The 23,210-nt window shown below is 58.7% G+C and carries 21 protein-coding genes and 1 pseudogene; 7 read left to right on the top strand and 15 right to left on the bottom strand.

Going from position 1 to position 23,210, the window contains the following annotated elements; all coding sequences use genetic code 11:
• Positions 1-336 precede the first annotated feature (336 nt).
• From AC0L27_RS37470 to AC0L27_RS37460, 3 genes are all read right to left on the bottom strand, one after another.
• Positions 337-1,491 (bottom strand): S1 family peptidase, encoded by a 1,155-nt coding sequence (locus AC0L27_RS37470; protein ID WP_473322777.1) that lies wholly within the window; start codon positions 1,489-1,491, stop codon positions 337-339.
• A 20-nt stretch (positions 1,492-1,511) separates the two neighbouring features.
• A complete protein-coding gene (locus AC0L27_RS37465; protein WP_473322775.1) occupies positions 1,512-2,087 on the bottom strand; it encodes a M12 family metallopeptidase in 576 nt (191 codons plus the stop codon).
• Between the two features lie 103 nt (positions 2,088-2,190).
• On the bottom strand, positions 2,191-3,273 hold the full coding sequence (locus AC0L27_RS37460) for a hypothetical protein (RefSeq protein ID WP_473322774.1): 1,083 nt from the start codon (positions 3,271-3,273) through the stop codon (positions 2,191-2,193).
• 95 nt (positions 3,274-3,368) lie between these two features.
• Here AC0L27_RS37460 and AC0L27_RS37455 point away from each other — a divergent pair, with 95 nt between their 5' ends.
• The 3 genes from AC0L27_RS37455 (at position 3,369) to AC0L27_RS37445 (ending at position 6,348) form a co-directional block, all read left to right on the top strand.
• Positions 3,369-4,886 (top strand): carbon-nitrogen hydrolase family protein, encoded by a 1,518-nt coding sequence (locus tag AC0L27_RS37455; protein WP_473322772.1) that lies wholly within the window; start codon positions 3,369-3,371, stop codon positions 4,884-4,886.
• Positions 4,887-4,961: 75 nt separating this feature from the next.
• Complete coding sequence (locus tag AC0L27_RS37450) at positions 4,962-5,915, top strand: hypothetical protein (RefSeq protein WP_473322769.1); 954 nt, start codon at positions 4,962-4,964, stop codon at positions 5,913-5,915.
• Positions 5,905-6,348 carry a hypothetical protein gene (locus tag AC0L27_RS37445; protein WP_085351816.1) on the top strand — a complete coding sequence of 148 codons (444 nt, stop codon included), beginning with the start codon at positions 5,905-5,907 and terminating at the stop codon, positions 6,346-6,348. Before AC0L27_RS37450 ends, AC0L27_RS37445 begins: the two co-directional genes overlap by 11 nt.
• A 285-nt stretch (positions 6,349-6,633) precedes the next feature.
• Here the strand turns inward: AC0L27_RS37445 and AC0L27_RS37440 are convergent, their stop codons facing one another.
• Positions 6,634-7,590, bottom strand: coding sequence for a response regulator transcription factor (locus AC0L27_RS37440; protein ID WP_473322767.1), 957 nt, complete (start codon positions 7,588-7,590; stop codon positions 6,634-6,636).
• Positions 7,591-8,682: 1,092 nt separating this feature from the next.
• Between AC0L27_RS37440 and AC0L27_RS37435 the strand changes: the two genes are divergently transcribed.
• Positions 8,683-9,630 (top strand): radical SAM/SPASM domain-containing protein, encoded by a 948-nt coding sequence (locus tag AC0L27_RS37435; RefSeq protein ID WP_473322765.1) that lies wholly within the window; start codon positions 8,683-8,685, stop codon positions 9,628-9,630.
• A 90-nt stretch (positions 9,631-9,720) separates the two neighbouring features.
• Complete coding sequence (sugE, locus tag AC0L27_RS37430; protein ID WP_473322761.1) at positions 9,721-10,035, top strand: quaternary ammonium compound efflux SMR transporter SugE; 315 nt, start codon at positions 9,721-9,723, stop codon at positions 10,033-10,035.
• 666 nt (positions 10,036-10,701) lie between these two features.
• Here sugE and AC0L27_RS37425 read toward each other — a convergent pair.
• The 3 genes from AC0L27_RS37425 to AC0L27_RS37415 form a co-directional block, all read right to left on the bottom strand.
• Positions 10,702-11,223 (bottom strand): thermonuclease family protein, encoded by a 522-nt coding sequence (locus AC0L27_RS37425; RefSeq protein ID WP_473322759.1) that lies wholly within the window; start codon positions 11,221-11,223, stop codon positions 10,702-10,704.
• A gap of 433 nt (positions 11,224-11,656) precedes the next feature.
• The gene (locus tag AC0L27_RS37420) at positions 11,657-12,076 is read right to left on the bottom strand and encodes a hypothetical protein (RefSeq protein WP_473322758.1); all 420 of its coding nucleotides are present in this window, start codon (positions 12,074-12,076) and stop codon (positions 11,657-11,659) included.
• Entirely contained in the window at positions 12,073-12,246 is a 174-nt protein-coding gene (locus tag AC0L27_RS37415) for a hypothetical protein (protein ID WP_473322757.1), read from the bottom strand. Before AC0L27_RS37415 ends, AC0L27_RS37420 begins: the two co-directional genes overlap by 4 nt.
• Before the next feature lie 529 nt (positions 12,247-12,775).
• Between AC0L27_RS37415 and AC0L27_RS37410 the strand changes: the two are divergent.
• Positions 12,776-13,140: pseudogene (locus tag AC0L27_RS37410) on the top strand (RMD1 family protein); the annotation flags it as partial.
• Positions 13,141-13,963: 823 nt separating this feature from the next.
• On the opposite strand, the gene AC0L27_RS37405 reads toward AC0L27_RS37410, so the two are convergent.
• From AC0L27_RS37405 to nifH, 8 genes are all read right to left on the bottom strand, one after another.
• A complete protein-coding gene (locus AC0L27_RS37405) occupies positions 13,964-14,494 on the bottom strand; it encodes a hypothetical protein (RefSeq protein WP_473322756.1) in 531 nt (176 codons plus the stop codon).
• Between the two features lie 431 nt (positions 14,495-14,925).
• Positions 14,926-15,222: a ferredoxin family protein gene (locus tag AC0L27_RS37400; RefSeq protein WP_473322754.1), complete on the bottom strand. Its 297-nt coding sequence runs from the start codon at positions 15,220-15,222 to the stop codon at positions 14,926-14,928.
• Between the two features lie 40 nt (positions 15,223-15,262).
• A complete protein-coding gene (locus tag AC0L27_RS37395; RefSeq protein ID WP_473322752.1) occupies positions 15,263-16,570 on the bottom strand; it encodes an FAD-binding protein in 1,308 nt (435 codons plus the stop codon).
• An 11-nt stretch (positions 16,571-16,581) separates the two neighbouring features.
• Positions 16,582-17,697, bottom strand: a complete 1,116-nt coding sequence (locus tag AC0L27_RS37390) for an electron transfer flavoprotein subunit alpha/FixB family protein (protein WP_473322750.1) — start codon at positions 17,695-17,697, stop codon at positions 16,582-16,584.
• Positions 17,698-18,847: 1,150 nt separating this feature from the next.
• Positions 18,848-19,180 (bottom strand): nitrogenase stabilizing/protective protein NifW, encoded by a 333-nt coding sequence (gene nifW, locus AC0L27_RS37385; RefSeq protein WP_473322749.1) that lies wholly within the window; start codon positions 19,178-19,180, stop codon positions 18,848-18,850.
• A 50-nt stretch (positions 19,181-19,230) separates the two neighbouring features.
• Positions 19,231-19,809 (bottom strand): hypothetical protein, encoded by a 579-nt coding sequence (locus tag AC0L27_RS37380; RefSeq protein ID WP_473322748.1) that lies wholly within the window; start codon positions 19,807-19,809, stop codon positions 19,231-19,233.
• A 68-nt stretch (positions 19,810-19,877) separates the two neighbouring features.
• On the bottom strand, positions 19,878-20,606 hold the full coding sequence (locus AC0L27_RS37375) for a nitrogen fixation protein NifQ (RefSeq protein WP_473322745.1): 729 nt from the start codon (positions 20,604-20,606) through the stop codon (positions 19,878-19,880).
• Between the two features lie 66 nt (positions 20,607-20,672).
• Positions 20,673-21,563 carry a nitrogenase iron protein gene (nifH, locus tag AC0L27_RS37370; RefSeq protein ID WP_473322743.1) on the bottom strand — a complete coding sequence of 297 codons (891 nt, stop codon included), beginning with the start codon at positions 21,561-21,563 and terminating at the stop codon, positions 20,673-20,675.
• A 534-nt stretch (positions 21,564-22,097) separates the two neighbouring features.
• On the opposite strand from nifH, the gene AC0L27_RS37365 reads away from it, so the two are divergent.
• On the top strand, positions 22,098-22,652 hold the full coding sequence (locus AC0L27_RS37365) for a peroxiredoxin (RefSeq protein WP_409190658.1): 555 nt from the start codon (positions 22,098-22,100) through the stop codon (positions 22,650-22,652).
• Positions 22,653-23,210: the final 558 nt, after the last annotated feature.

Here is a 23,210-nt window from a genome sequence, read left to right as displayed (position 1 = left end):
CGGCTCCGGTGCTGCGTTTGTCGGGAGGCGCTTCCTCGCTCGCCTCACCGGTTGTCTGCCGCAACGGGCGGTAGGCATGATAGTGCCGGACATGGTGGTAGTACCCGGGGCCATAGCGATAGCCGTATTTTTTGAGCGCGCTCTCATGTTTCTGGGGCGCCTTCTGTATATGCCGGTTGGCCTGCTGCGAGGCGGGACCCTGGTGGGCGCAACCGGTCGCGAGCGCGCAAAACAAGACAATGAGCACTGTTCGAAGCTGCTGGAAGGCCTGGCCGAGCCGATGCAACCGGTTCGAACCTCGAATTGGCAAGACGAGCATGACCATCGATCAGCTACCTACTTTGCAAGGGTTTGGGAAACGTTGACCGTAGCGCCCAGCCATCCGCGATACCTGTCGACAGCAGGTCCGCTGGTAAGCTTGTAGGTGAAGCGAACCTCCGCCCCGCCGCCGTTGATCGCGCAACCGATATTGCTGGCACCATTGGCGGTCTCAACGTGCCACGTGCACCCTGTGATGCGGTAGCCGGGCTCAGCCGGGAAAGTCTCCGCATAGTCCGCCGAATGCTCCGCAAATACGACCGGGTGATCGTCCTTGGTTTTGTCCACCGTATACGCCCGCTCGATCAGCTTCGGGTCGACGAGCTGCGACACCGGGACGTTCACGATGAGGCGGCGGTCTTCGGGCAGAAGCGTATGGATCGCTCCGGAGAGGATTTCGGGGATCTTCACACCGGCATTGGCTTGCGTCTGCACATGCGTGGAATTCAGTTTCGTCCAGTTCTCAAACGAGATCGTTGTCTCAACCCACTTGGTCCAGCAAACAGACGGCTGCGGAATGGCCGCGATCAAGCTGTACAGGGGGCTTGCAGTAATCACAGTGGCGGGAATGATGAAGTTGACGCCAAAAACATCCGCCTCGTTCCACTTGACGATGCCGCCAACTGCGATCCCCAGCAGGGCGCCGAACTCGTTGAATGCGGGGCCGCCGCTGTTGCCGACGTTCATGACCGTGTTCGTTTGCCAGCGACCGTTCGGGCTAGTCTGGTTGCTTATCAGACCGCTCGATATGCTCAGATCCAGATCGAGCGGATAACCGAGCAGATAAAGCTGAGTCCCCATCGGGGCTTGCTGGCTGTCATCGATCACGGGCATCGGACAACGAGAGGCGCCTCCGCTGTTTCCGGCGGGCTGCGACAGCTCGAGAAGAGCCAGGTCCCTGGCATCGTCGCGATGAACCGCAGTGACCTTGATCGGATTCGCATTGCGCGACCCGAGACGGGCATTGACTTCGAAGCTCTTGTAGTTCTCCTCGCGTCCGATCACATGGCTGTTGGTTAGCACAAGGCTGTCGCCGATGAGCAGCCCGGAGCCGCCGCCGACTTCCTGCTTGTCGTTGTACATCACGCCAACGAACTGGACGTGAACCGTCCTGACGTTGTAACGCGCAGCAATTTGCACTGCCGCGCGATCCGCCTGCGCGGGAGCGCTCATGGATACCAAAGGGCCGAGTGTCAGGACGGATAGAATGTCCTGACAGCGGCGATATCGAGAGGGCTGAGCTGTCCGTTTCCGTCCCATGCTGGATTACAATAGTTCATTATGGAATTGGGGTCGTACTTGGTGACTTTATAATCGCCGACCGAGCCAGAGGCTTTCTCGTTGCGGCACTGCTCCGGCGCATCGTCGCGGTTCTGTTCATGCGTGAAACCAAGAGCATGTCCGAACTCGTGGACTGCAACCGCACGGATGCAGAACTCGCGTCTATTTCGACAGCCCTTGCTCCAATGATCGAAACTGAAATTGAGAGTCATTCCCGATGGCTTGCCGTCGAGATACTTGCCGATGACGTCGGTGTGGGGGCCTTCATCAGCGACCCGCACGTGCACACCTGGCGCGCCGCCCGTACAGGACGGCCAAGTCTTCGCAAACCACACGCCACCTTGCGCCGCAGTCTCCCACGTTTCCGCAACCGCTTTTCGAACCAGATCAGCATAGTTTTGATCCTTAGGCTGCAGGTTTTCCCAGCAGACCGGTATCTCTTTGATGTCCCATTTGGAGCCGCGAATGACCGTGCCGTACAGCTCCATTTCGGAGACTCCCGAAGGAAGCGCAGGCTGAGCGTTCGCCCCCCAGCAGAACAAGAGGACGAGCAACAGGACGAGTCTGGGCAGCCACAGACGAAACATTTTCCTACTGCGTCGGTGTAGGGGTCGGCGGAAACACAGGCACTGGCGCCACAATGAAACCATTTGTCCGAGGCCCAGCGCCCGTACGGCGCCCGGTGGACCCGGCTCCTCCCGGGAATTCCTGCGACTTTTCTCCTCCCGGCGAGGGTGCCGTGTAAATTGGATTGTCCTTTGATCCAAGCGGCGGCGTTTTACCCGCATAGCCGGCAGACCCGGATTTGGCTCCGTTAGCAAGGACGGCATTCGGACCGTTGATGTAGATTCCGAGATTACTGAACTGCTGAGCGGAGGCCGACGCCTGGACTGCAGCAGGCGTCCAGCGCGACGAGGTGAGAGAGTATTTTGCCTCGACGCCGCCAGTAACCTGGACTGAAAACGTGTACGTCATTTGCGCCGGCTCCGCGCTCTCCGAAGGCATGGCCGGCGTGAGATTGTTGGCGGCTATGAGGATCGCGTTGTCCCGTAACCAAGCTGCGAGCGGCTTGGATGCATCGACAATGATGCGCTTGTAGGCGGCGCGGTCCGGATACTTATGCTCGGCGAGGCCCTCGAGTTCGATCAGGTCCGCAGGCGCTCCTCGATAGCAGCCACGCTCATACCTTGCTGGATCCGCCGGCGCCGGCGCCGTATCGGACGCTAGCTGGGCGTTCTGCTTCATCAGAAATGACCAGATCAGGTCATAGGTATCCTGGGCTGAAGCGGTGGGGCCCACATGGGTCACATCATTACTGCTCAGGCTCAGAATCCTTTTGTAGTCGAATGCCGTACCGGATCCGAGCCCGCCGGTATCGGTCACCTTCAACTCCAGAAAGAATGTGCCGTACAGGAAGGGGTCGATGTCGAAATGAGCGTACCGATCGAACGCCTCTTCAGGCCGCCTCTTGTAGATCTTCAGGTATTCCTTTCGCCTCTCGCGTTCGAGCTGGTAGAAAGTCACGACCTCACACCTGATCGACTTGAGAAAGTACGGCAGCTCACCCGCCGTGATCACACCTGTCTGCGGGTCATGAATATGATACAGGCTGGTGCACCCGCTCACGGCAAGGCAGATGCTAATGCCAGCCGCGGTTCGGCTGAATATCCCCATATGAACGCCCCCGTCCGCGTGCCTGAGCACCCGCGGATCTCCCGTGGACATTGAAAAACAGTCCGCATGGGTTCGTCAATAGCATCGTGACAACAATGCAGCTTTTCGTTGTCCCCGCAGGATTTTGCGCAGGTTTTCACTGCGGCCGTACACTTCTGCGAAAGCGAGTCACTTGTGACGGCTCGGCACCGGCCGACAAGTGTGAGCAACTGGTCGGGCCGATTGCAAAATCGTCGGCGCACGCCTATCGATGGAATATATTGGTGGTGGTGATTGGGACGAAAATTTTGCCTGGGCGCGTGGACAGCCGAGCCGAAACGTCAGTTTTTGATGCCTGGAAGAAGGAGGCGCGGGAGCTTGCCGCGCGGCAGGAGCTAGTCACGAAGGCCAGTCGGGATGATCTCAGGAAAGCTCTGATCGAGCTCGATACGCTGTTTCGGAATGCTCCGGGAAGCGTGCACAAGGCCTACCGAAATCTTACAGAAAAGCGAATCGAGGACGCACGAGAGAGCTTCACCGGCGCAATAGGAGATGGCCATCTCTCGTGGTCGCTGTCCGATGAGACGCCTGAATTCGCGGCCGTAAGAATGGGCGGCCTCATACGAGAACTCGATCGTGCGCTTGCTGATCGGCGGTCTCATTGGCCGATCGCGCCGAGTGAGTGGCACGTCGAGCAGCTTAGATGTTGGTTCATTCCGCGGCAGGGCGTGAGCGCATTGCGTCCGGCTCGAAGGCTGCAGGCCTACTCGAAACGAGGCCTGCTCTTTCATCGGATCTTACCCTCAGTGATACATGGCTATCCTGTCCAGGTCGCGGATACTCGCACATTGCATAGTACCGCACCGGATGTGAGCGAATGGAAGATGGGCGCTTGCCTGTTCAAGGCACTAGAGCTCGAGCCAGAGTTCTGTTCAACAGAGGGCGATAAGCGCTTCATCATCTCGGGCATTGAGGCGCCGTCAGCTGAGGACACGATTTCTCAGCAGATCAGTCAGGCCCTGAAGGAGAACTGCATCGCGATTGTGTGGCCCGAGTTAACCGTCTCGCCGGAATTGCGCGAGAACATCCTCAAGCTCGTTCGAGATCGCGACATTACGGACGAGCTGGAAGCTCCCGAAATTCTGATTCCAGGGACCTGGCACGAGACAACCGACCGTGGGATCGTGAACCGAGCCCGCATCTACAACGGCTATGGAGAGGAGCGCCTGATCTACGACAAGATCGCCCCCTACGCGGACGATGGTTGGGGAACGGAAAACATCGCTGCGGGTGACCGCGTATGTGTCCTGGCAACCGAAGGCGCTTTGATTGGAGTCGCCATTTGCCTGGATTTCTGTGACGTCTGCGAGACACCCTTCAGCGAACTCGATGTGGACGTGATGCTTGTCCCCTCGATGGGAAACGACCGCACGATGCACGGCCACCAGATCACTGCGGCTCAGGTTGAGGTGCGGTTCGGCACCCGTAGCTTCGTGGTGCAGCATCCAACCCAAACAGCGCTCAAAGATCACAGAATAGGTAGCATCCTACCGCTTTTGAAGGAACCCTGCGCGGTTTCTCTCGAGGAACTCGGTCAAAAAAGCGTTTGGGCTGCCTACAAATGGGGCCCTTGACACCTAGATTCGGAGACTAAAATCAGAGTAAATCGTTGTAAAACGTTCTTAATGGTTGTGGTGTAGGGCTAGCCCATGTCGGACGTAGCATTGGAAAAGATAGAGACGGGGGAAGCGACGGCGAGCGAGGCACGGCGTGTCATTTCGGACCTCCTCAAAGAGGGCTCCGAAAGAAGCTTGGAGCGCCTCTATGCAACACTCGGGGCGTGGGTTTGGAACGCCCTTGAAAGCCGTCGGCGTGACCCTGAGCTGCGGGAATGGTTCGATATCTTGCGTCGGATGAGCGCAACGCTCGGACCGAGGAATGCTGCCTATGCGGAGCGCTTCAGAGCATTCTACGACCTTCTGCAGATGTCGATCAATACCTCGAAGCTCGCGCGTCCGGACGAGGTCATGCATCGTCAGCACGTCGTCGCAATACTTGCGTTACTCCGCGACACACCGTCGGGCCAGATGGAAAAGGCAGCGATCGCAAAGAGGTTGTCTCTGAGAGATGCAAATCTCAGCCGCATCCTCCGCCTCATGACGAATGCGCGTTTCGTGGAGCGAACAACACAGGGCAAATTCGCTCATTTCGCGCTGACGCGTGACGGCTTGCTTGCGTTAGAAAAGCGCGAAGCGAAGGAGCGTGGCGGGTCAACCCATCTCGTTCGCGACAAATTTACGGTAGCCGCCCACCCGCTCCACCTAGCAGCAGATGCAGACACGGTTGTTCGCACCTTTATTGATTTGGCAATGCAGGGCTCATCGCACGCCACAGCTGGGACGCTGAACGCGAGCGCTGTCGGCGTCCGGCGAGCGATGGAGGACTATCTGCTCCATTTCCATGGGCCGGCACCCGCCGCGCCCGGATATATGAAGGCGAGGACGAAAAGCTCCTATCAAGCTCTTACCGTCGCTGTCGTACAGGCAAAAAAGGCCGAAGCGCACGGCTCCTACACGATAGAACCGATGACGAGTGCCAAAGCCGTCTCATTCCCCGTGGGGATCCTGCATCTGCAGGGAGAGGACACCGAACATGTCGAATGAAGATCTTAGTGCTTCGAAGCCAGATGAGGTGCAAAGCGATCCCGACGCTGTCATGTTGTATGGAAGCGCCCTGGTCGACCGGCTTACATATATCTCGGCGACATTCAGCTCGCTGGTCATGAGTATGGGCAGAGCTGCGCGTGACAATCGCGATGTCCTAGTCCCGCTCGTCGAGGTGAAGTTCGAGGGGCCGACCGGCCAGGACGACACTGTATCCAACACTTTTTTTTCGGGGCTAGTGCCGCTCGAAAATATAGCTTTCGTTCTCGAGGATATGTCGAGCGATCTCACGACTGTTTGCCATCACTTGAGCGCGGTGGGTGCCGGCCCGGTGAAACCTGACTTCAAGCGACTGGGCGAGACGAAGAGGCTTTTAAGCGAAGCCAAGGATAACCTCGAAAAGTGTCTGGCCGATTTGGAAAGGATCGGCTGACGCTCGCGAAAGCGAGGGCTCGAGGTGGTCGCCTGCCAGCTAGGCACCAGGCAAAACCACCTGCTTCTTCGAATGGCAACGAGAGTGGTGGCACGTCGGCGATCTAAACTTTATACAAGAGGACGCCGCTTCCCTGATCATACCTGAGGAGTCTCATGGTGCGGCTCGGATCTTCTTTGATGACGCAGAGAGGGAATATATCGGACCCAACTACAAGTGGCCGTTCATCGATCCGTGTTGGGATCCTCAAAAAATTGAAAACTACACTCAAGGCGCCATAGCAAACTAGAAGGAGAACACTTCTTCAACGTCCAAGAGCTTGTAAATCCCCGTTCGCCCTTGGGGAACCAAGTCGATCATGTTGTTCAACTTGGCGCGAAGCCTTGGCACGAAGACGTCCAGTCGAACGTGCTTATCACCTTTCTCTCTACGCAGCACCTCGATGTTGAAGACTTCGCTATCGATAGCATGCCCCTCCACGGCACAGAGATGGCGCAGGAAAATGTGTTCGGTTATCGAAAGCCGCTTGGAGATCCCCAAACGATCGGTAATCTGACGATCACCAATCGTGAACGTCCAATTCCCGATCCGAAACCTCCGGCCGGAATGCGATTGCTTGGAACGCCTCTCGGTATGCGTTCTTCGCCAGACCGACATTGCCCGGGGTGCGATTGCCATGAAGCCGTAGGATTTTTCGACGTAATCATCTGCTCCATACTCGATGAGAGGTGGCGCCTCCTCGTCAATCGGCAGATTAGAACATACGATGATGCCAGCATTCGTATTGTTGATTACAGCTTTCACGAAAGCTTTGCCCGTTTCCTTGTCGGTCGGCTTTCCCCAGTATTCCGAGATATCAAGGTCAAGGAAATACAAGTCGATATCATTCTTCTCGAGATATTGGCGAGCGCTTGCTACGTCATTGACCCACTCTATCTTGCAATCAAGCTGCCCAATTTTCGTCAGGGGATTTTTTAATGCCGTTCCAATACGATCTGCATCAGCCTTATCGTCATCGACGATTAGGATGCGGGGGGCGCGCATCACATCGGCCGGACCGGAAGGACTCTTGTCTGCGAGATCGGTAGGCTTTTTGGTCGAAGCCATCACTCGGTCAGCCGCCCCTGCATCAGCATCGACAACAGAAAGCACGGCATGATCGCGATCTCCCGCTTGTACCCAGCGTGAAGCAAAACCGTGGAGAGCGTGATTACCGTCAAGAAGGCGATCAGCATCTTCCAAGATGGCTCGTCCGCAGTCATAGCGACCTCCACAATTGGGGCACATAGCCCACATGCCCTACATAACGCACAATTTCTTACCTGAGATTGGTAAACGGAACACTGAGCTGCCGGCGCATCGAGGACATGACGAAGCGGCAAGCGTGCGGCTATCGAAGTCGGTTGAGGATGTCGTTGTATGGAGTCGACGCGAAATTGCGCGTGCCACTCGAGTTTTGTCCGATGAACACCGCAATGGGTTGTCGGTGAACTGATCCCCCGTGAAAGACGATGAGTGAACCGCGCCCGAGCCAAACGTGAAACTGCTCATCGCGATACCGTAGATATAGGTGAAGCCGCCCGTGCCCTACTAGCGCCGCCGACTTGCTTCAGCGGTTTAGAGAAGTCGGAAGCCAGTAGGGCGGAACATTCGTACGCAAGGCCAGCGCGGCCCCACTCCTGTTTTGGACCCATCATCGAGAAGACGCCTTGCAAGTCCGACCGTAGCCCCGGCGCCCGGATATTTCTCCGGCCGCGCTCCCGAGCATACAAAGAGCATGACGACGCCGCTCCCTCGTACAGCGTTTCCAACTATTGAAATTCACGACTTGGTGCATGAAGTGGCGGTAAAGAATTCGCACTCGTGACCGCGGCAAAGTGCATTCCCAGTCGGCACTTCGCGCGGCCGATCCCGATGCACGTCGATGATGATGACATGGCCGTTGGGGCGGCGGCAACGGCCTCACATTTCATAGGAAGGCTGCCATTCAACTCATTCCGAGAGAGCTTGAATCGTACATAGCGTCATATTGTACGCTATCGATCGCAGTTGCGCCTCCGTTGTGCCATTGCGAAGACAGTTATCGCGGATGTGTCGGCTTATGGACAATACCGCCAATGGCATGAGTGATGCTTGTTGGAACAAGCGAGAGGTTAGATCGACGCCGTCGATGCATGTGCACTCGGCAGCCACCAGGTCCTGCTGGACTGGGGCGCTAGGGTGAGTGAGCCGTCGGCGCTGTCTTCATTTATCGCGGCCGCGGCTTGCGACCGTGAAGTGTCGCGGTGATGGGCGACGAACCGAGGGTGATGCATGAGCGAACCGACATGAGGGATGCAACGCGAGGGTGCCCCCTCAAGATCTCTTTGTTCCCAATGGCGGAGCGCGGACGTGGATAATATACAATCGATGACTGCACAGGAGCTGCGCTCTGCAATTAGTGGCGGCAGGGTCTTGGAGGTAACCACGACAACGGGCTGTGTCGTCGGATGTTCTTATTGCCCGCAGGACAAGTTCGCCGAACGGCAAAGAGCTATATCCGACGTGAAGCATCTTTCTTTGCAAGATTTCAAGCGATGCCTAGCGCGCGTACCAGCAACTGTGGACATCAGCTTTTCCGGGTATTCGGAGCCTTGGCTCAATCCGGCTTGCACCGAAATGGTTGAGCATGCCTACGCGTGTGGCCATGGAATCCGGATTTTCACAACCCTCGTAGGAATGAATGGGCGGGATCTAAGACGCTTGCGTGCGTTGCAGTTCCGCGGTTTCCTGGTGCACGTTTTTGACGACGGCACGCATATGGACAGTGGCCTCGTCAGAAGCAACTATGTCGATTTGATGCGTCAACTTGTTGATGCTGGGATTTCGTCACTGCTCTTCATAGTCATGGGCGAGGTGCATCCTGAACTACTCGACATAATACCTGACGAAGCGCTCGTTCGCTCGCGTCCCCCGCGCAGCAGGCCTGGGAGCGGCGAGCTTAGGATGGTTGGAGCACGACAGCCAATCGTTGGAGCGTTGAGATGTCCAGACGAACGGCAATATCGGAATGTTCTTCTCCCAAACGGCGACGTTACCTTCTGCTGCATGGATTTTGAGCGACGGCACGTTCTGGGCAACCTTCTCCGCGACAGACACAAGGATCTCTTCGAAGGGGCGACATTTGGCAAGATTGCCAGTCGCATGAACGGCGCGGACGGTTTTCTACTTTGTCGATCGTGTGAATTCGCCGAGCCACTGAGGTCGGAATGCTCATGCTTGAGAGCAGTTGACCCTGACTGATCGAAACGAATCGGGAGCCCAGGCGAGGACGGCCTTGCCGCTCATCATCACATCAGCCGCGGGGACGACCCGCCATGAACGAAGGTCGCCATGGCCTGGAGCATTTTGTTGGTCGCCGGCCTCCTGGAAGTCGCTTGGGCAATTGGCCTCAAATACACCGAGGGCTTTACCAAGCTCGTTCCGTCCGTGCTCACGCTCGTGGCCATGGCTGGCAGCGTGATCCTGCTCGGCCTCGCTCTGAAGACGCTGCCCATTGGAACTGCCTATGCGGTCTGGACCGGCATCGGCGCGGTCGGCACCGCGGCGCTCGGCATCATCCTGTTCGGGGAGCCGGCTACCGCGTTTCGCTTTGCCAGCATCGGACTGATCGTGGCCGGCATTGTCGGGCTGAAGCTCGTGTCCTGACGAAAACGTCGAAAGCATTGACCCCACCAGGTCAGCGCCGCAAGGATCGGAGACTTGCCGCCGTGATTGTCCGGCACAATTGAGCTGGGCGCGTTCCAGCGCACCGCCGAGGGCGCGGCGCCGACAGCGGCCACGGTGATACTGTGGCCGAAGAAAGTCGCCGTGAACGAGATGCCGATGCAGCCCTCTGGGCCGAGACCTGTTGAGCGCGAGCCTCAGTGTCGCAACGCGAACGCCCATGGTGAGGACGATACGCCCGTCGGCAATCGGCGTGCCCACGGCCATGGCGTCTGGCACGATGTACCACCCGGAGCGGCACGAACAATTCGCCAGCGAACTCGCGAATACGAATAGAACAGTAATGGATCCAGGTATGCCGCTGATGCGCCGGGGCGCCGGCCAAGAAAGATCGCTTGCCCGAGTCATACGATGTCTGCCCTACGGAGCTGCAGGGGAGAAGATGCATCACAGAACGATATGATCGGCAGAGCGTCCTCATTTGCTCCGAACTGCTTCCGACCATCCCGCCCAAGAGTACGAGACCATCCTACTCGTTGAGCACGGTTGGGCGGCAGTGGTGAGTTTGACTCACTCCCGATCGAGCCAGCTCGCCCGTGACCGTCACCTCACGCGGAGCAACCGCGTATTCCGGTGTAGGGGAAGCCATCAGGGATGTGCGTTCGCGTCGTCAGAACAGCTGGCTGGTCGACCACCCAACCGAATGCACGCTCGATATAACCAAGGTACGGCAAAGCTGCCCGCCCATAAGCCCAGCCCGGCACGATCTGCCGCGCGTTGCGCAGCATAGTATCGTCCCCTGGAGTATTGCTTCCAATCGAGCACGAGACCGTTGCGCACCAACCATTCTCCAATATCGGTGCCACCAGCTGAACAGGTCGCTATCGTCCGTCCACACTCATCCTCCAGGACTGGCACGCAACTGACTTCGCGATCTTCAACGAAGCTTTCAAGATCGCGCGCGGCCCTGAGGCCACATTGATAGGGATTGCCCTCGATATCTCGGCACATTTGGGTCTCATCCGGCGCGTCAATGCCCCAGAGTCGAACGCGTGTTCTGTTGATTTCAAGGGTGTCGGTGCTGATGACCTTTGCCGGCCCCGTCAGCCCGCCGGCCAGGACGATGCTGAACAGTGCGAGCATGGTCAACACCATGATCAATCCTGGCATGGCGATTTTCTTTGTCGGACCGCAACCATTCCCGACGAGCGCAGCAGAGCGCTGCCAAGTGGCCAAAGGCGCTCGATCGCAGCAGTGCTAATGTTCCGTAGGTAAGCTCGCTCGACAGATGATTCCTCCTGAATCAGCAGCGCACCCCTCCCCTCACCTCCAACCTCGCCCGCGATGCTGTGCGACCCGGCTGCTGCGCTGAGCGAATCGGGCCCGTGCTCCGCGTCATTGCGGCAGTCCGCCTCGGCTGCATCGCGCACCGGCAGGACGAACTCCGTCGTGCGCGTCCGCTGATTAGCGACGAAGCAGGCGCAGACGGCCGGCCGCAAGTCGGCGTGATAAGATTTCCCGGTGGCCTTGTCCGAAATGAGCATAAGCTCTGCCGCCTTTCTGGCACCGATAGCAGCAAGCACGCGCCGTCCGCGGTCGCTGCTCACAGCAACTGTAAGGGAAAGCGTATGCATCGCTTGAGCAAAACGGGTGCTCCGACGGCCATCGTTGTTATCAACGGCAACATGCCTTCTACAGGCGGTTGGCGACAACTCCGCCCGCAGTCACGCCGCCCAACTTGTTTCGCGAGAGCCAGCACAGCCATCTCAACCTCTAGCTGGACCAGGGCCACAAGTGCGTAGGAAACCCCGAACCATGCGATGTTGTAGAGATTGGCGGCGCCGCAGCCCGCGCCGTAGAGGGCCCAAAACGTGACGCAGACAACGATACCAGACTGATACGCCGTCGAGAGGGAAAGCGCCTTGCTGTACTGCAGATCGCGATGCGCGGTGTTGGACGGGATGAGCCGATTGGCGAGCGCCTGGATCGCAAACAGCGGCATCAGAAGCGTCGTGACATTCATACAAATTGCGGCAGGTGGGCCGGAACAAAGAGTATGTTTTCCAGCAACAGGCCGAGCGCAACACCAAACGCAGCCGCCGCCGCGCCGAACAACAGAAACAGCATCGAGCCGGGGACGAAGCGCACCTCGGAGACGCCAACCGCAAAGTGCGGCAGGATCTCGAAGAACATGAACACAAGCGTTGCGGCGATGGCTTGCAGGGCAGAGCGCCCCGCTCGCGCATAGTCTCGACCAGAAGCTTGGCGGCGACGCAGCACGTCGCAAGGCCTATCGCGTAGCTCAACACAAGCTTGGCGCCTGTTACTATTCCCGGTTCGATATGCATGGTCCAGGTCCCTCTTGCCTTTTTACTCGGGCCTTGTGTGGTAGACCGCTCGAAACGGCATTTCAGTTTCCGCACCTGGGTCGACCGCTAACGTCCTGCTTCCGCCATGTCGGACCGGGTGTGCACACAGCCTCCGTTCGGTCTGCGGGACTTCGATAGCAACAGCTATGCCACCCCCGCCACCGCGCTTAAGCCTCTGATTGCGCGTTGAAACGTTCCGTCCCCACAAGGCTCGCCGTGTGAGTTAGCTGACATACTCTGGATGAAATTGAACACACTTGGGTGCCCCGTCTTTGCTCAACCTGTGCCGTTTCGAACAATCGTTCTACCTCCCTTCTTGAATCGGAAATCCTGCGGCCGCCGGCGCGAAGACACCCTTTGCACGCGAACTAGCCGAGCGCGGCCGACCGCGCGAGGACCCAAGGGCATCCTCCAGCTGATCGGCGATGCGCTCCTGGTCCAGCAGCGTGTGGCGGGCCGCGCAGCCATTCCGAGAAGCCCGACGCACTCTGGGGTAAGCCGGAGCTGGAGCGGCTCTATTCGCGCCTGAAAGACGAAGACGAATTGAAGGAGAGGCTTGAGATGCTCCAGCGCAAACTGCGGGCCATCTCCGGAACGGCCAACGCGCCGACGGGCATCATCGAGACACGGCGCTCGCTGCGTTTGGAGGGTTATAGTCGTGCTGATCGCGATGGAAGTTGCGATCGGATGCGGTCAGACTATTGCAGCAGCTAAGTGAAGTGCGGCTGGTCACAGCACGCGAGGCGCTTTCCTGGCCTCTGAGCGGACTTACTAACGTATCAGGCCCGGTAGTTGCGCGGAACACGCTGTTCGGCGCACGCAGCGGCGTGTTTTGGCCAAGCCTTCGCCGTGATCGTGCACGCGAGGTGCGACGAAATCCGGGTGCGGCTCGCGAACCCAGCAAATAGGCGAGGCGACTTCCGGCGCAATTCTCCGGAATCGATCAACGATCATGCGTGTATGGCAGACGCGCGGCAGAGCGTTCACCCCGACGATCTAGCGTGACCCGAGAAGATCCTTTGTCAGTTTGCGGCGGACCGCAACTGAACTTGTCCGCTGTTGCCGAGTAGCTCGCGGAATACTTGTCCTTCCCCGTCGTCCGCCAGCGCGCGGCCAGTGACGACCGGAACAAGGACGGTCGATTTCACCAGAGCCCCTCGCTATGAGCGATCGCCTTCCGCCGCTTTGGCACATCGCCGCGGCTCGGTCGACGTCTCCTTCGGTGATTTCCCTTGCTTGGCTGTTAGCGAAAGGCTCCAGGATCGACGAGCGCAGCGCACCGCGCGTGCTACAACTGAACATGAAAGCTCCGAACCGCGGTCCTCGGGTTGACTAACGCGACGGTCGCCGAGCTATACGCGCTCGGGACTGCCATGGAGCGTGCATGGCAGATCCGCATCAGCGATAAACGGACGACAAGGAACTGCGCCGCGAATTTCAAGCGGTTTTGACCTCGCAAGCAGGCGCCGAAATATCTGACGTCCCTGTTGCCTGTAGACATTCCATCCGCAGGGACATTGTCCTCAAAGCGCCCTCGCCACTCACGTGCCGTCGGCAGCTTCCCCCAAATCCACTTCTGAACAGAACCCGCCATGGCGATGCTTAGCTGGCTCGTTCAGAAGGCCGGCGAGCCTGAGGCCTTCAAGGACTCCTTCAAGCCGCTGTTCGCGAACGATTGCGGCGAGCAGCGAAACGGCCTCCTCCCAATGGACGGTGAAGCCGACGTCAGGCCCTCGCTGAACCAAGAGGTCCAGTAAGGTCGGAAGTTCAGCAACGTGGTCGCGTAAGGTCGAGACCACATCATTGGCGAGATAGGTCGCCAAATCCCCTTTCGCCGGCGGATCAAAGTCTAACTCGACCGCGGCGCGCTTCTCGATTGCCTCTCGTATCAACTCGCGCGGGCTTCGTGCATTCATCGAGAGCATGAACGCCGCATCCGCGAGCTTCTCGCGCGGCAAGCTTCTCAGTTCGACTATGCGAGCCTGGATGTCGCCAACCGAACTCTCACGCCCTGCATCTGCTCGCCGCGCGTTAGCGGCTGCCCTGCTCTTTTGTACCCGAACCATCGTCATGCTCTCCGGCGGACGATATATCCCGTCGATACAGCGGAACGAAAGTGCAAAGTTGTGTGGTGCATGCGCCCAGTCCGCCTGACGAACGCGGAACCGGCGGTCGCGCGAAGACTCAGAACGCGCTATTTTCGTGATGCGCTCGTGCTTTTCTAGTCTACAAGGCGCGGAATGGCATGTTGTCGGGTCGGTGGCTACGGCCGAGCGAAGGCCTGCTTCCAACATTCCGTCAGTAGGTGATAGGCAGCGAGTGGTGGCGGCGGCGGGCGGATCACCGCCACCTTCCAGGGAGGACGAAACTGGCCAGAACCGCCGGGTAGATGGAAAGATTGCGACACCGGTTGAACGTGCCCGGGTTAACCCCGATTCCACGCGTGATCTCGCTGGATCGCGAGAACGACGCAGCCGCCGTGGCAGGGTCCTCACCCGAAGTGTTAACCGAACTTGAATAGGACACCGTAACCGCCGCGTGGGTAACTCCACTCGATATCACCACTTTCTTCGCAGATCACCCTGCAGGTGCCGCACTCGATACACCCGTCGACTGTCACCTCAACATGACCTTTATCGCTGAGCTCGTAGCACCGTGCAGGGCAGGCCTTCAACATCGACATGAGCCGCGAGGATGGCGTGGTATGCGGACGCACCTTGATATGGGCACGGCCGGAATCGACAAGATAACGGTTGTAGAATAGTTTATCCTCGACACGTTGGGATGGCTCGCTCGGCATTGTTTCTGGCTCCTTCGTTCGTCGTTGTCTTAGGTTTGGATCACCGCCAGGCCCGGGCAATGCGCAGGGCGTCGCTAAACAGCCCACTCCAAGACCGCGCCTTGATGAACGAGCTCAGCATCAGCTTCTCTTTCTCGAGCTTTGGTGTGCCGTCGACGCGCACGTAATCCTGCATCGCCTTGGAGAAGAGCTGCGGATATGTGAGAAAGAAGTTCTGCGAGTGGGTATGCATGAGTGCCGGCATATCCTTGTACTTCTTCAGGTCCTTGATCACGAAAGAATCAGTTAGCATTTTCTTGTAAAGCGAAAGATTTTTGGCCGTCATCGGATCTTTTCGCGATCTGATAAGGCAGATCGCTTCCGCCGCAATACGGCCCGACGTCATCGCCAAATTAGACCCCTCGCGATGGATGGCGTTGTTAAGCTGGGCGGCATCTCCGACGACCACCCAGCCCTCCCCGCAAAGCTGCGGGATCGCCCTGTATCCTCCTTCGGGTATCAAGTGCGCAGAATATTCCTTGACCTCCGAACCCTCGATGAGCGGCGCGACGGATGGGTGACGCTTGAAACCCTCGAGCAGGCCGTAAGGCGTCTCGCCGGTACGCTGGAAGTCGGCAACAAGACAGCCAATACCGAGCGAGATGCATTCCTTATTGGAATAGATGAAGCCCATACCGGTCATGCCGCGGGAGATGGTTCCTGCCGCTTCAATGACGAGCCCCTCGTCGCCTTTGAGATTGAAGCGAGCATCGATTGTCTCACGCGACAAAAAATGCATCTCCTTAACCGCGAGTGCGACCTTGTCCGGTTTCGGCCGCCCTCTTAAGCCCGCACCCGTCCCGAGCACTCCGTTCACCCCCTCGGCCAGCACGACAACATCTGCATGGATTTCACCCCCATCGCGGTCTGTGCGCACCCCGACGACCCTGCCATGGGAATCCTGGAGGAGCTCGGTCACCGTGGTCTCGCACAGCACCGTAGCGCCGGCCTCGCGGACCTTCTGGGAGAACCATTTATCGAACTGGGCACGGATGATGGTGTAGCGGTTCGGCTTCTCCTCGTTGAAATCATCGGATCGATAGTGAATCCCGGTGTGCGAACGCTCGTCCACGATCCAGAAGCGTTGCTCGACTAGATGCCGCTCAAGCGGCGCATCTTCTCGGAAATTCGGGATCAGCTTCTCCAGCATATCGGCATAAAGGATGGCCCCTTGCACGTTCTTCGACCCGGAATACTCGCCGCGTTCCAGCTGCAGCACTTTTAGACCCCGCTCGGCCATTGTAAGCGCCGCCGCGTTCCCGCCCATGCCAGCACCGACGACGATGGCGTCGAATCTTTCCTGAATCATAACAAGCTCCCCTAGCCAGCGATGCGGTCGTGCGAGTGCGGCGATAGCTGCGCGCGGAATGCAGAGGTCAATGCCGGCAACAGTCGAATGGCGTCGGTGACGATGCCGATATGGGCAAAGTCGAAGATCGGAGCGTTCTTGTCAGTGTTGATGGCAACGATGAGGTCGCCGCCCTCCACGCCGACGCGATGCTGGATAGCGCCGGAAATGCCGGCCGCGATATAGAGCTTTGGCCGGATGGTTTTCCCGGTCTGGCCGATTTGTCGGTCCGAGGTGGCCCAGCCCTTCTGGACCAGCGGCCGCGAGCAGCCATATTCGGCGCCAAGCACGTCCGCGAGCTGGTGTACCAGTTGGAAATTTTCAGGCGATCCCAGACCGAGCCCTCCAGCGACGACCACGTCGGCATAGGCAAGGTTGGACTTTGCAGAATCGCGGTCTGGCAGGAAGGACAGGACCTTTGTGACGATATCTTCTTCTACAAGCCCGAGCGGATGCGAGATGACGCGCGAGACGGCGCCTGACACGCGCTCGGGCATCGGCATCACGCGCGGACGGACGGTTGCCATCTGTGGACGATAGTTGAGTGTGTAGATCGTGCACAACAGTGAGCCGCCAAACGTCGGGCGGGTCGCCGCAAGCGAGCCGTCGGCATCGACATCGAGCTCGGTGCAGTCCGCAGTTAGGCCGGTGAGCAATGTGGTGGCCACTGAGCCGGCGAGATCGCGGCCGAGTGTTGTTGCCCCTAGGAGTAGGATTTCCGGCTTATAAGTGTTGACCAGCTCTGACAGGGCCTTGGTATAGGACTCGTTGCGATAATCGGCCAAGAGATTGTCCGCGACGATATAGGCGAGGTCGGCGCCGTAGCAGAAGGATTCGGCGACCGCCTGCTGCGTTGTCTCCCCGACCGGGCCGATGACAACCGCGGCGAGGTCAACATTGAGCTTGTCGGCGAGCCGGCGGCCGGCCCCCATCAGCTCCCATGAGACGGGGTGCACAACCCCGCGTTCCTGCTCGATGAAAACCCAGACGTGCTTATACGGCTTAAATCGCTCGGGCAGTTCCCTCTTGGTCGCCGCGCGACCACCACCCGCGGCCGGAGCTGCACTTTTCGGTGCGGTGCTCATCATCTGTACTCCCATTCGCATTCAGTAGCGGCTCGCCAGCGGCGCATGCTCCGCCTCCAGGTTGGAATTTGCGCTTGAAGATTTCTTCAGTTAAGCGTCGGGCCGGATGCCGGCCGGCATCGCGTCAGCACGGCCTGGCAGCAGCGTGGGGCCGATACAGCCGTTGCTGGACCTTGACGACGAGCCCGGAAGCACGCGCTTCCGGTTCGTTCCGGATGCGGCATTCTGGGACGACGGTTTGGTTCCCGGCACTGCCAAGGCACCGACCGGGCCGGTGAGGCGTGCCGATCGATTGGTCCTCCTCATCTTAGAGATGCAACCGAGGTGCAACAGATCAAGGACCTGCGAGGGGCTCGGCTGGTACGATTGTCGGCCGCGTCGTTGCCGGCGGAAGCGCGATCTCATTGCTCCGAGTGCGCTTGTTTCTTGCCGATCATAGCGACAGGCCCGCAACTCCGGGCGAGGACAGGAGGGGCGGCGCTCAAGGCGCCCGGTCAACAGCGCCGCACGGCCGGCGCTGTTGAGCAACGGCTCTCCCGGCGAAACCTCGGCCAGGGATCGGCCAACGGGGGCGCACGAATCAAACGCACCTTTCAGCTCAGCCAGGCATGCGACCATCGCTTTGGCGCCGCGACGCATTATGGTGCCGGCAGGCAGCGCGCGCGAACCTGCGCGGCGTCAAAAATAAAATCGATGCGAACCAAGACGTGCATGCGCTGCTCCAAACTAGCTGAGCATATGTCAGCAATTGTCGTACCAATTGCGCAGGCGATGAAAATTGGCCGCTATTTTCAAAATCTTACTGAAGAAGTAAGTCGGATTAGCGGCCTCTCACGAGGTCGAAACATTCGAGAGCGTACTGACCCGTGTCCGGAATGCGACAGAAGACACTCATCTGAACCTTGCTGAGTTTTCCGCGCAACATGTGCGGTCCCGCTGCCGGCGCATGATTGCAGGAGATAGGTACACCTGCGTACCAGCTCGAAAGGATGGAAATATCGGCGGTGAGTCGTGATTGGCCCCTAAGGAGCCGTGGTGATGAACCGCGGATCCGCGAGGCCGCAACTGCAGCTTTCCGGTTGAATTCGAAGCCATGGCTTGCTGTGAGGCTCTCGGGACCTTCACGGTCCAGAGCACGACATGTAAGCTCAATTCACTCCAACAAATCGAGCTGGACCAATGCGGGATGCTTGTTCGCTTGTGGTGCGGTCGCATCCTTTAGCACCTTGAATACGCGCTCTTCGATCGGCGAGGACGTGACGAAGTCGGCATAGGCGCGCTCAAGCGTGGCCCTGCAACGCGCGGCGATCTCAGGATCAGATGTACCGGTCAACTCCTCGCCTGCGAGATATTGGCCCATGCGACGCAGGATATGAAGCCGCGCCACATCGACGACTTTCGCATCGTACTCGACGCCGAGCAGTGCAAAAAAATCCTCTGCCGCCGAGGCCTTGTTCAATCGCGCAAGGATCCCATCCGTCGTCATTCTCACCCTCCATCTCGATCCGCGCCCAGAAACGACCAGGCTGGAATGTTTCAACCCGATCGCGCGACGCGCGTGGCTGATTCGCTGTTGACGAGCGAGCTCTCGTGAATGTCGCGCCAGATCGCCAACACCGTTTCCTGCGCAACCAAACCTTGGTGCTCGATGGCATGCTTGCGGACGGGCGTGGGGATGGTTTCGCTTTGCTCGGCGCCGAAAGAAAGCTGCACGACAGCAGCAAGGTGATCGCGGCAAACCCTGAATGGCTTTCCGATCACAACCCGGGAGGAGCGGCGAGCAGCCCCGGGTCTAGCCCTTCGTAGCTGCGCCGGGTCCTTTAACAGCCCGTGGTCGTGGATGCCGGGTGCATTGGTAAAGACATGCTCCTCGACAATCGCCTCGTTGAGCGGGATGGTACGGGGCGCAGCGGCTGCAACGACGACCGCAGCTTTTTCCAGTTGGGATAGCAGTACGCCGGTATCACCGCAACAGAGCTGTCTGGGTGCGACGGCAACTTCCTTCAGCGGCGCATTGTCGGCTCCGCCAGATATCAACCCGCGATCATCAGACGCCGCCTCGGCCTTAGGTCGGGTGCGCGCAATCGCTTGCCCCGGCCTGTTTTCACCCCCCATGCGACAGGTGGCCGAGAGCTCGTAGGATATACCCGCAATGGCGCCAAAGAGGGGTATCAATAATGAACTCAGCCTTTCAAGCTTGGGACGGCTTGGACGGCGTCATCAAGGCCGCGCAGATGATCCCGCCGACGTCCGGCCATCCGGCTCTCCCCGCTCTCTTCGCCGAAGCAAAGATCAAAATCATTGCATTCCGTGCAGACCGGCGTGGTACACATCACCAGGCCGTCATCTTCGCATAGCACGCGATAGAAGAAGCGCTTCCAGCGCATGTTCTTCGTATTGCGAGCCGCCAGCGGCCCGAAATGGCGCATGAGGACACGGGACAATTCATCCCGCTTCCGCAGGCCGAGATCTTCCCACAAGTGATTAGGCTCCATGGCGCGCCGCGCGATCATCGTCGCCAGCCAGCCGCCAACCTCGCCATGAGTGGAACGTTGCGCAAGCAGGAGGTCGCGTACCATAACTGTCTCGTCAGGCGCCGGTAAGGCGGACTGATCGCGCCAAGTATACCTCCTGACCGGGGTGGATGGGAAGTATTGCACCAACAGCGCATTGAGCTCCTGGTTGGTCAAGCCAGCCCGCTCGGGAAGTTGGCCGTCATCCATGGCTGATGTGGCCAGAATGCAAGCGAGCACATGGTGATCGAAGTCATCATTGTTGCTGATGTCGACTTCTGCCGGATGGCGCCCGGTCAGAAGCTGGTAGAGCTCACTCGCGTCGCGCTGCTCGGCGGCGTGAGCTACCGATACGCGAGATGAGATCGTGTCGGCCCTTTTTCCTTGTGTGCCGATCATAACTTTCGCACAGCTTCTGAGTGGACGATGTCGGCCTTCCCGGATCGAGAAGGCCGACAACATGAACTATGCCGAAACAGCGGCAAGCTCGGCAGCGGTCTTGCCGACCTGGCTCTCGTCGACGGGCTTGATGATGCCGTGCTCCATGAGCATATCTTCGAGCTCGTCCATGCTGATTGGCGTCGGGATAGCGCCTTGTCCGGCATTATTGTGGATCTTGGTCGCGAGATTCCGATAGTGATCCGCCTGCTTGGAGTCCGGCGCGTATTCCAGCACCGTCATTCGGCGCAGCTCCGCGTGCTGCACGACATTGTCGCGCGGCACGAAGTAGATCAGTCGGCTGCCGAGCTTCTTGGCAAGAGCATCGGCAAGCTCCAGCTCCTTGTCGGTCTGCCGCTCGTTGCAGATCAGGCCGCCGAGACGCACGCCGCCGGAATTCGCATACTTCAGAATACCCTTCGAGATGTTGTTGGCGGCATACATCGCCATCATCTCGCCGGACATCACGATGTAGATTTCCTGTGCCTTATTCTCACGGATAGGCATCGCGAAGCCGCCGCAGACGACGTCGCCGAGCACGTCGTAAGAGACGTAGTCAATGTCCTCATAAGCGCCATTCTCTTCCAGAAAGTTGATGGACGTGATCACGCCCCGTCCGGCGCAGCCGACCCCCGGCTCCGGACCACCGGACTCGACGCATCGAATGTCCCTGTAGCCGAGCTTGATGACGTCCTCGATTTCGAGGTCCTCGACGCTGCCGGCATTCGCCGCCAGGCTCAGAATGGTGTCTTGCGCTTTGGCGTGCAGGATGAGGCGAGTCGAGTCCGCTTTGGGATCGCAGCCGACGATCAGAATCCTTTGGCCCAGCTCAGCAAGGGCCGCCAGCGTATTTTGCGACGTCGTCGATTTGCCGATGCCACCCTTGCCATAAAACGCGATTTGTCTCAGCGAAGACATGTTGCTCTCCATCAACCGATTGCTAATTTTTCGCGCCGAATGCGCGAGCCTGTTTCTCTCGTAGAAACCATGGGCACACGAGTTTCGGGAAGGAGGCCATCGCTCGCCATCAGCGTCGGCGTGCCCTCAGCCCTCGCTCGTTGTTGCTCCATCCAGGTAGCAACTGGCGTGCCATTTCCTTCGCACCCGCATTAAGCCTCTGATCACCCTCAACTAACAGCGTGGCCTCGGACACCGGCGTATTGTGGCGGACCGGACAGCCGCGAGGGCTCTGACAGAAACCCGACAAAGCCTCGGCTCGAATTCCACCACGAGCGCCGGCCAAGGAGCACAAACGGGAAATCCCGCGCCTTACGCCCGGGACGATTGAGGAGATCACATGTTGCAGATCGGACTCGAGGACATCGCCACCATCAAAGGCGAATGTTCCACGAGGGTCCTGGCGGGCACTTGTCGCCAGATCGGGTGGCATATTGCTTGCTCAGTCAGTCGCGGAACGCTGTTCCGTGTGACTCGATGTTGTGAGGACAATACATGCTTGGAATTGGAAGTAAGTTGCCGCCGTTCGACATCATAGGCGTGAAGCCCGGCTTTCACCTGCAGGAGGAGGACGGGCAGAGCGCTTTCGAGACGCTGAGTGAGAGAAGCTTCCCCGGCAAATGGAAAGTCATCTTCTTTTACCCGAAGGATTTCACATTCGTCTGCCCGACCGAAATCGCCGAGTTTGCCCGCCTGTCGAAGGATTTCGCCGAACGCGACGCAATCGTGCTTGGTGGGTCGACCGATAACGAGTTTTGCAAGCTCGCCTGGCGGCGTGACCACAAGGACCTGCACCGTCTATCGATCTGGCAGTTTGCCGACACCAAGGGCGCACTGGTCGATGGCCTTGGAGTGCGCTCGCGTGATGGCATCGCACATCGCTATACCTTCATCGTCGATCCTGAGAATACGATCCAGCATGTCTATGCGACTAGCCTCAATGTCGGCCGCAGCCCCACGGACACGTTACGCGTTCTGGATGCGATACAGACTGATGAGCTCTGCCCTTGCAACCGCGAAATCGGCGGCGACACGCTTAAAATTGCCTGAGTCAACATAACGATCGTACAGTTGCACGAGCGGTTCCGGCCGCAGGACGTCAGACGCAATCGTTCTTCGATGATTTCAGGTGAGACGATGCTACCGCAAACACCGCAAGCGAGTGCGACCCGCAGTTCAGTTCTCTTTACCGGTCATGAACTCTGACGCCGCCGTCGCGATATTCGCGCGGCACTCGCGGCGGCGATATCGACGGTCTCGATCACGGTGATGAACAGCGTTCACCCGCCGCTTTGCTCACCTCACATCATCCCGAACACAAGGGGATGACGGCGTGGCCCATGAACATACAAATGCTTGTACACTTCTGCGCCTGCTGGACGCACATCTCTCGCCGGAGTTCCTTATATTTCGTCGTAGGCCGGACCGCGGTTCTCCTTTGCCTGCGGCTTACCGGCATGCAACTTCAAGGGGACGATCCAGCGCCCACGGGGTCGGAAACCGTGTACCAATCTCTCCCTCTTGGGGAATTCTAGTACCCGGAATCAGAGCTGAGTGATACGTCGACCTTTGAAGGGACGCTGGCGGACCTTTTTCTTGGTCCAGACG

The organism is Bradyrhizobium sp. Ken51 (assembly GCF_055807435.1).
The sequence above is the reverse complement of the archived record's forward strand: the minus strand, read 5'-3'. Positions and strand labels throughout refer to the sequence as shown.

Coding starts and splice junctions, on each gene's coding strand:
- AC0L27_RS37390 (WP_473322750.1), bottom strand. CDS start 17,697: ATGATGAGCACCGCACCGAAAAGTGCAGCTCCGGCCGCGGGTGGTGGT.
- AC0L27_RS37470 (WP_473322777.1), bottom strand. CDS start 1,491: ATGAGCGCTCCCGCGCAGGCGGATCGCGCGGCAGTGCAAATTGCTGCG.
- sugE (WP_473322761.1), top strand. CDS start 9,721: ATGGCCTGGAGCATTTTGTTGGTCGCCGGCCTCCTGGAAGTCGCTTGG.
- AC0L27_RS37465 (WP_473322775.1), bottom strand. CDS start 2,087: ATGGAGCTGTACGGCACGGTCATTCGCGGCTCCAAATGGGACATCAAA.
- AC0L27_RS37435 (WP_473322765.1), top strand. CDS start 8,683: ATGCAACGCGAGGGTGCCCCCTCAAGATCTCTTTGTTCCCAATGGCGG.
- AC0L27_RS37415 (WP_473322757.1), bottom strand. CDS start 12,246: ATGTTCTTCGAGATCCTGCCGCACTTTGCGGTTGGCGTCTCCGAGGTG.
- AC0L27_RS37420 (WP_473322758.1), bottom strand. CDS start 12,076: ATGAATGTCACGACGCTTCTGATGCCGCTGTTTGCGATCCAGGCGCTC.
- AC0L27_RS37380 (WP_473322748.1), bottom strand. CDS start 19,809: ATGGGGGGTGAAAACAGGCCGGGGCAAGCGATTGCGCGCACCCGACCT.
- AC0L27_RS37425 (WP_473322759.1), bottom strand. CDS start 11,223: ATGCCAGGATTGATCATGGTGTTGACCATGCTCGCACTGTTCAGCATC.
- AC0L27_RS37365 (WP_409190658.1), top strand. CDS start 22,098: ATGCTTGGAATTGGAAGTAAGTTGCCGCCGTTCGACATCATAGGCGTG.
- AC0L27_RS37460 (WP_473322774.1), bottom strand. CDS start 3,273: ATGGGGATATTCAGCCGAACCGCGGCTGGCATTAGCATCTGCCTTGCC.
- nifH (WP_473322743.1), bottom strand. CDS start 21,563: ATGTCTTCGCTGAGACAAATCGCGTTTTATGGCAAGGGTGGCATCGGC.
- AC0L27_RS37445 (WP_085351816.1), top strand. CDS start 5,905: ATGTCGAATGAAGATCTTAGTGCTTCGAAGCCAGATGAGGTGCAAAGC.
- AC0L27_RS37450 (WP_473322769.1), top strand. CDS start 4,962: ATGTCGGACGTAGCATTGGAAAAGATAGAGACGGGGGAAGCGACGGCG.
- AC0L27_RS37455 (WP_473322772.1), top strand. CDS start 3,369: ATGCAGCTTTTCGTTGTCCCCGCAGGATTTTGCGCAGGTTTTCACTGC.
- nifW (WP_473322749.1), bottom strand. CDS start 19,180: ATGACGACGGATGGGATCCTTGCGCGATTGAACAAGGCCTCGGCGGCA.
- AC0L27_RS37400 (WP_473322754.1), bottom strand. CDS start 15,222: ATGCCGAGCGAGCCATCCCAACGTGTCGAGGATAAACTATTCTACAAC.
- AC0L27_RS37395 (WP_473322752.1), bottom strand. CDS start 16,570: ATGATTCAGGAAAGATTCGACGCCATCGTCGTCGGTGCTGGCATGGGC.
- AC0L27_RS37405 (WP_473322756.1), bottom strand. CDS start 14,494: ATGACGATGGTTCGGGTACAAAAGAGCAGGGCAGCCGCTAACGCGCGG.
- AC0L27_RS37375 (WP_473322745.1), bottom strand. CDS start 20,606: ATGATCGGCACACAAGGAAAAAGGGCCGACACGATCTCATCTCGCGTA.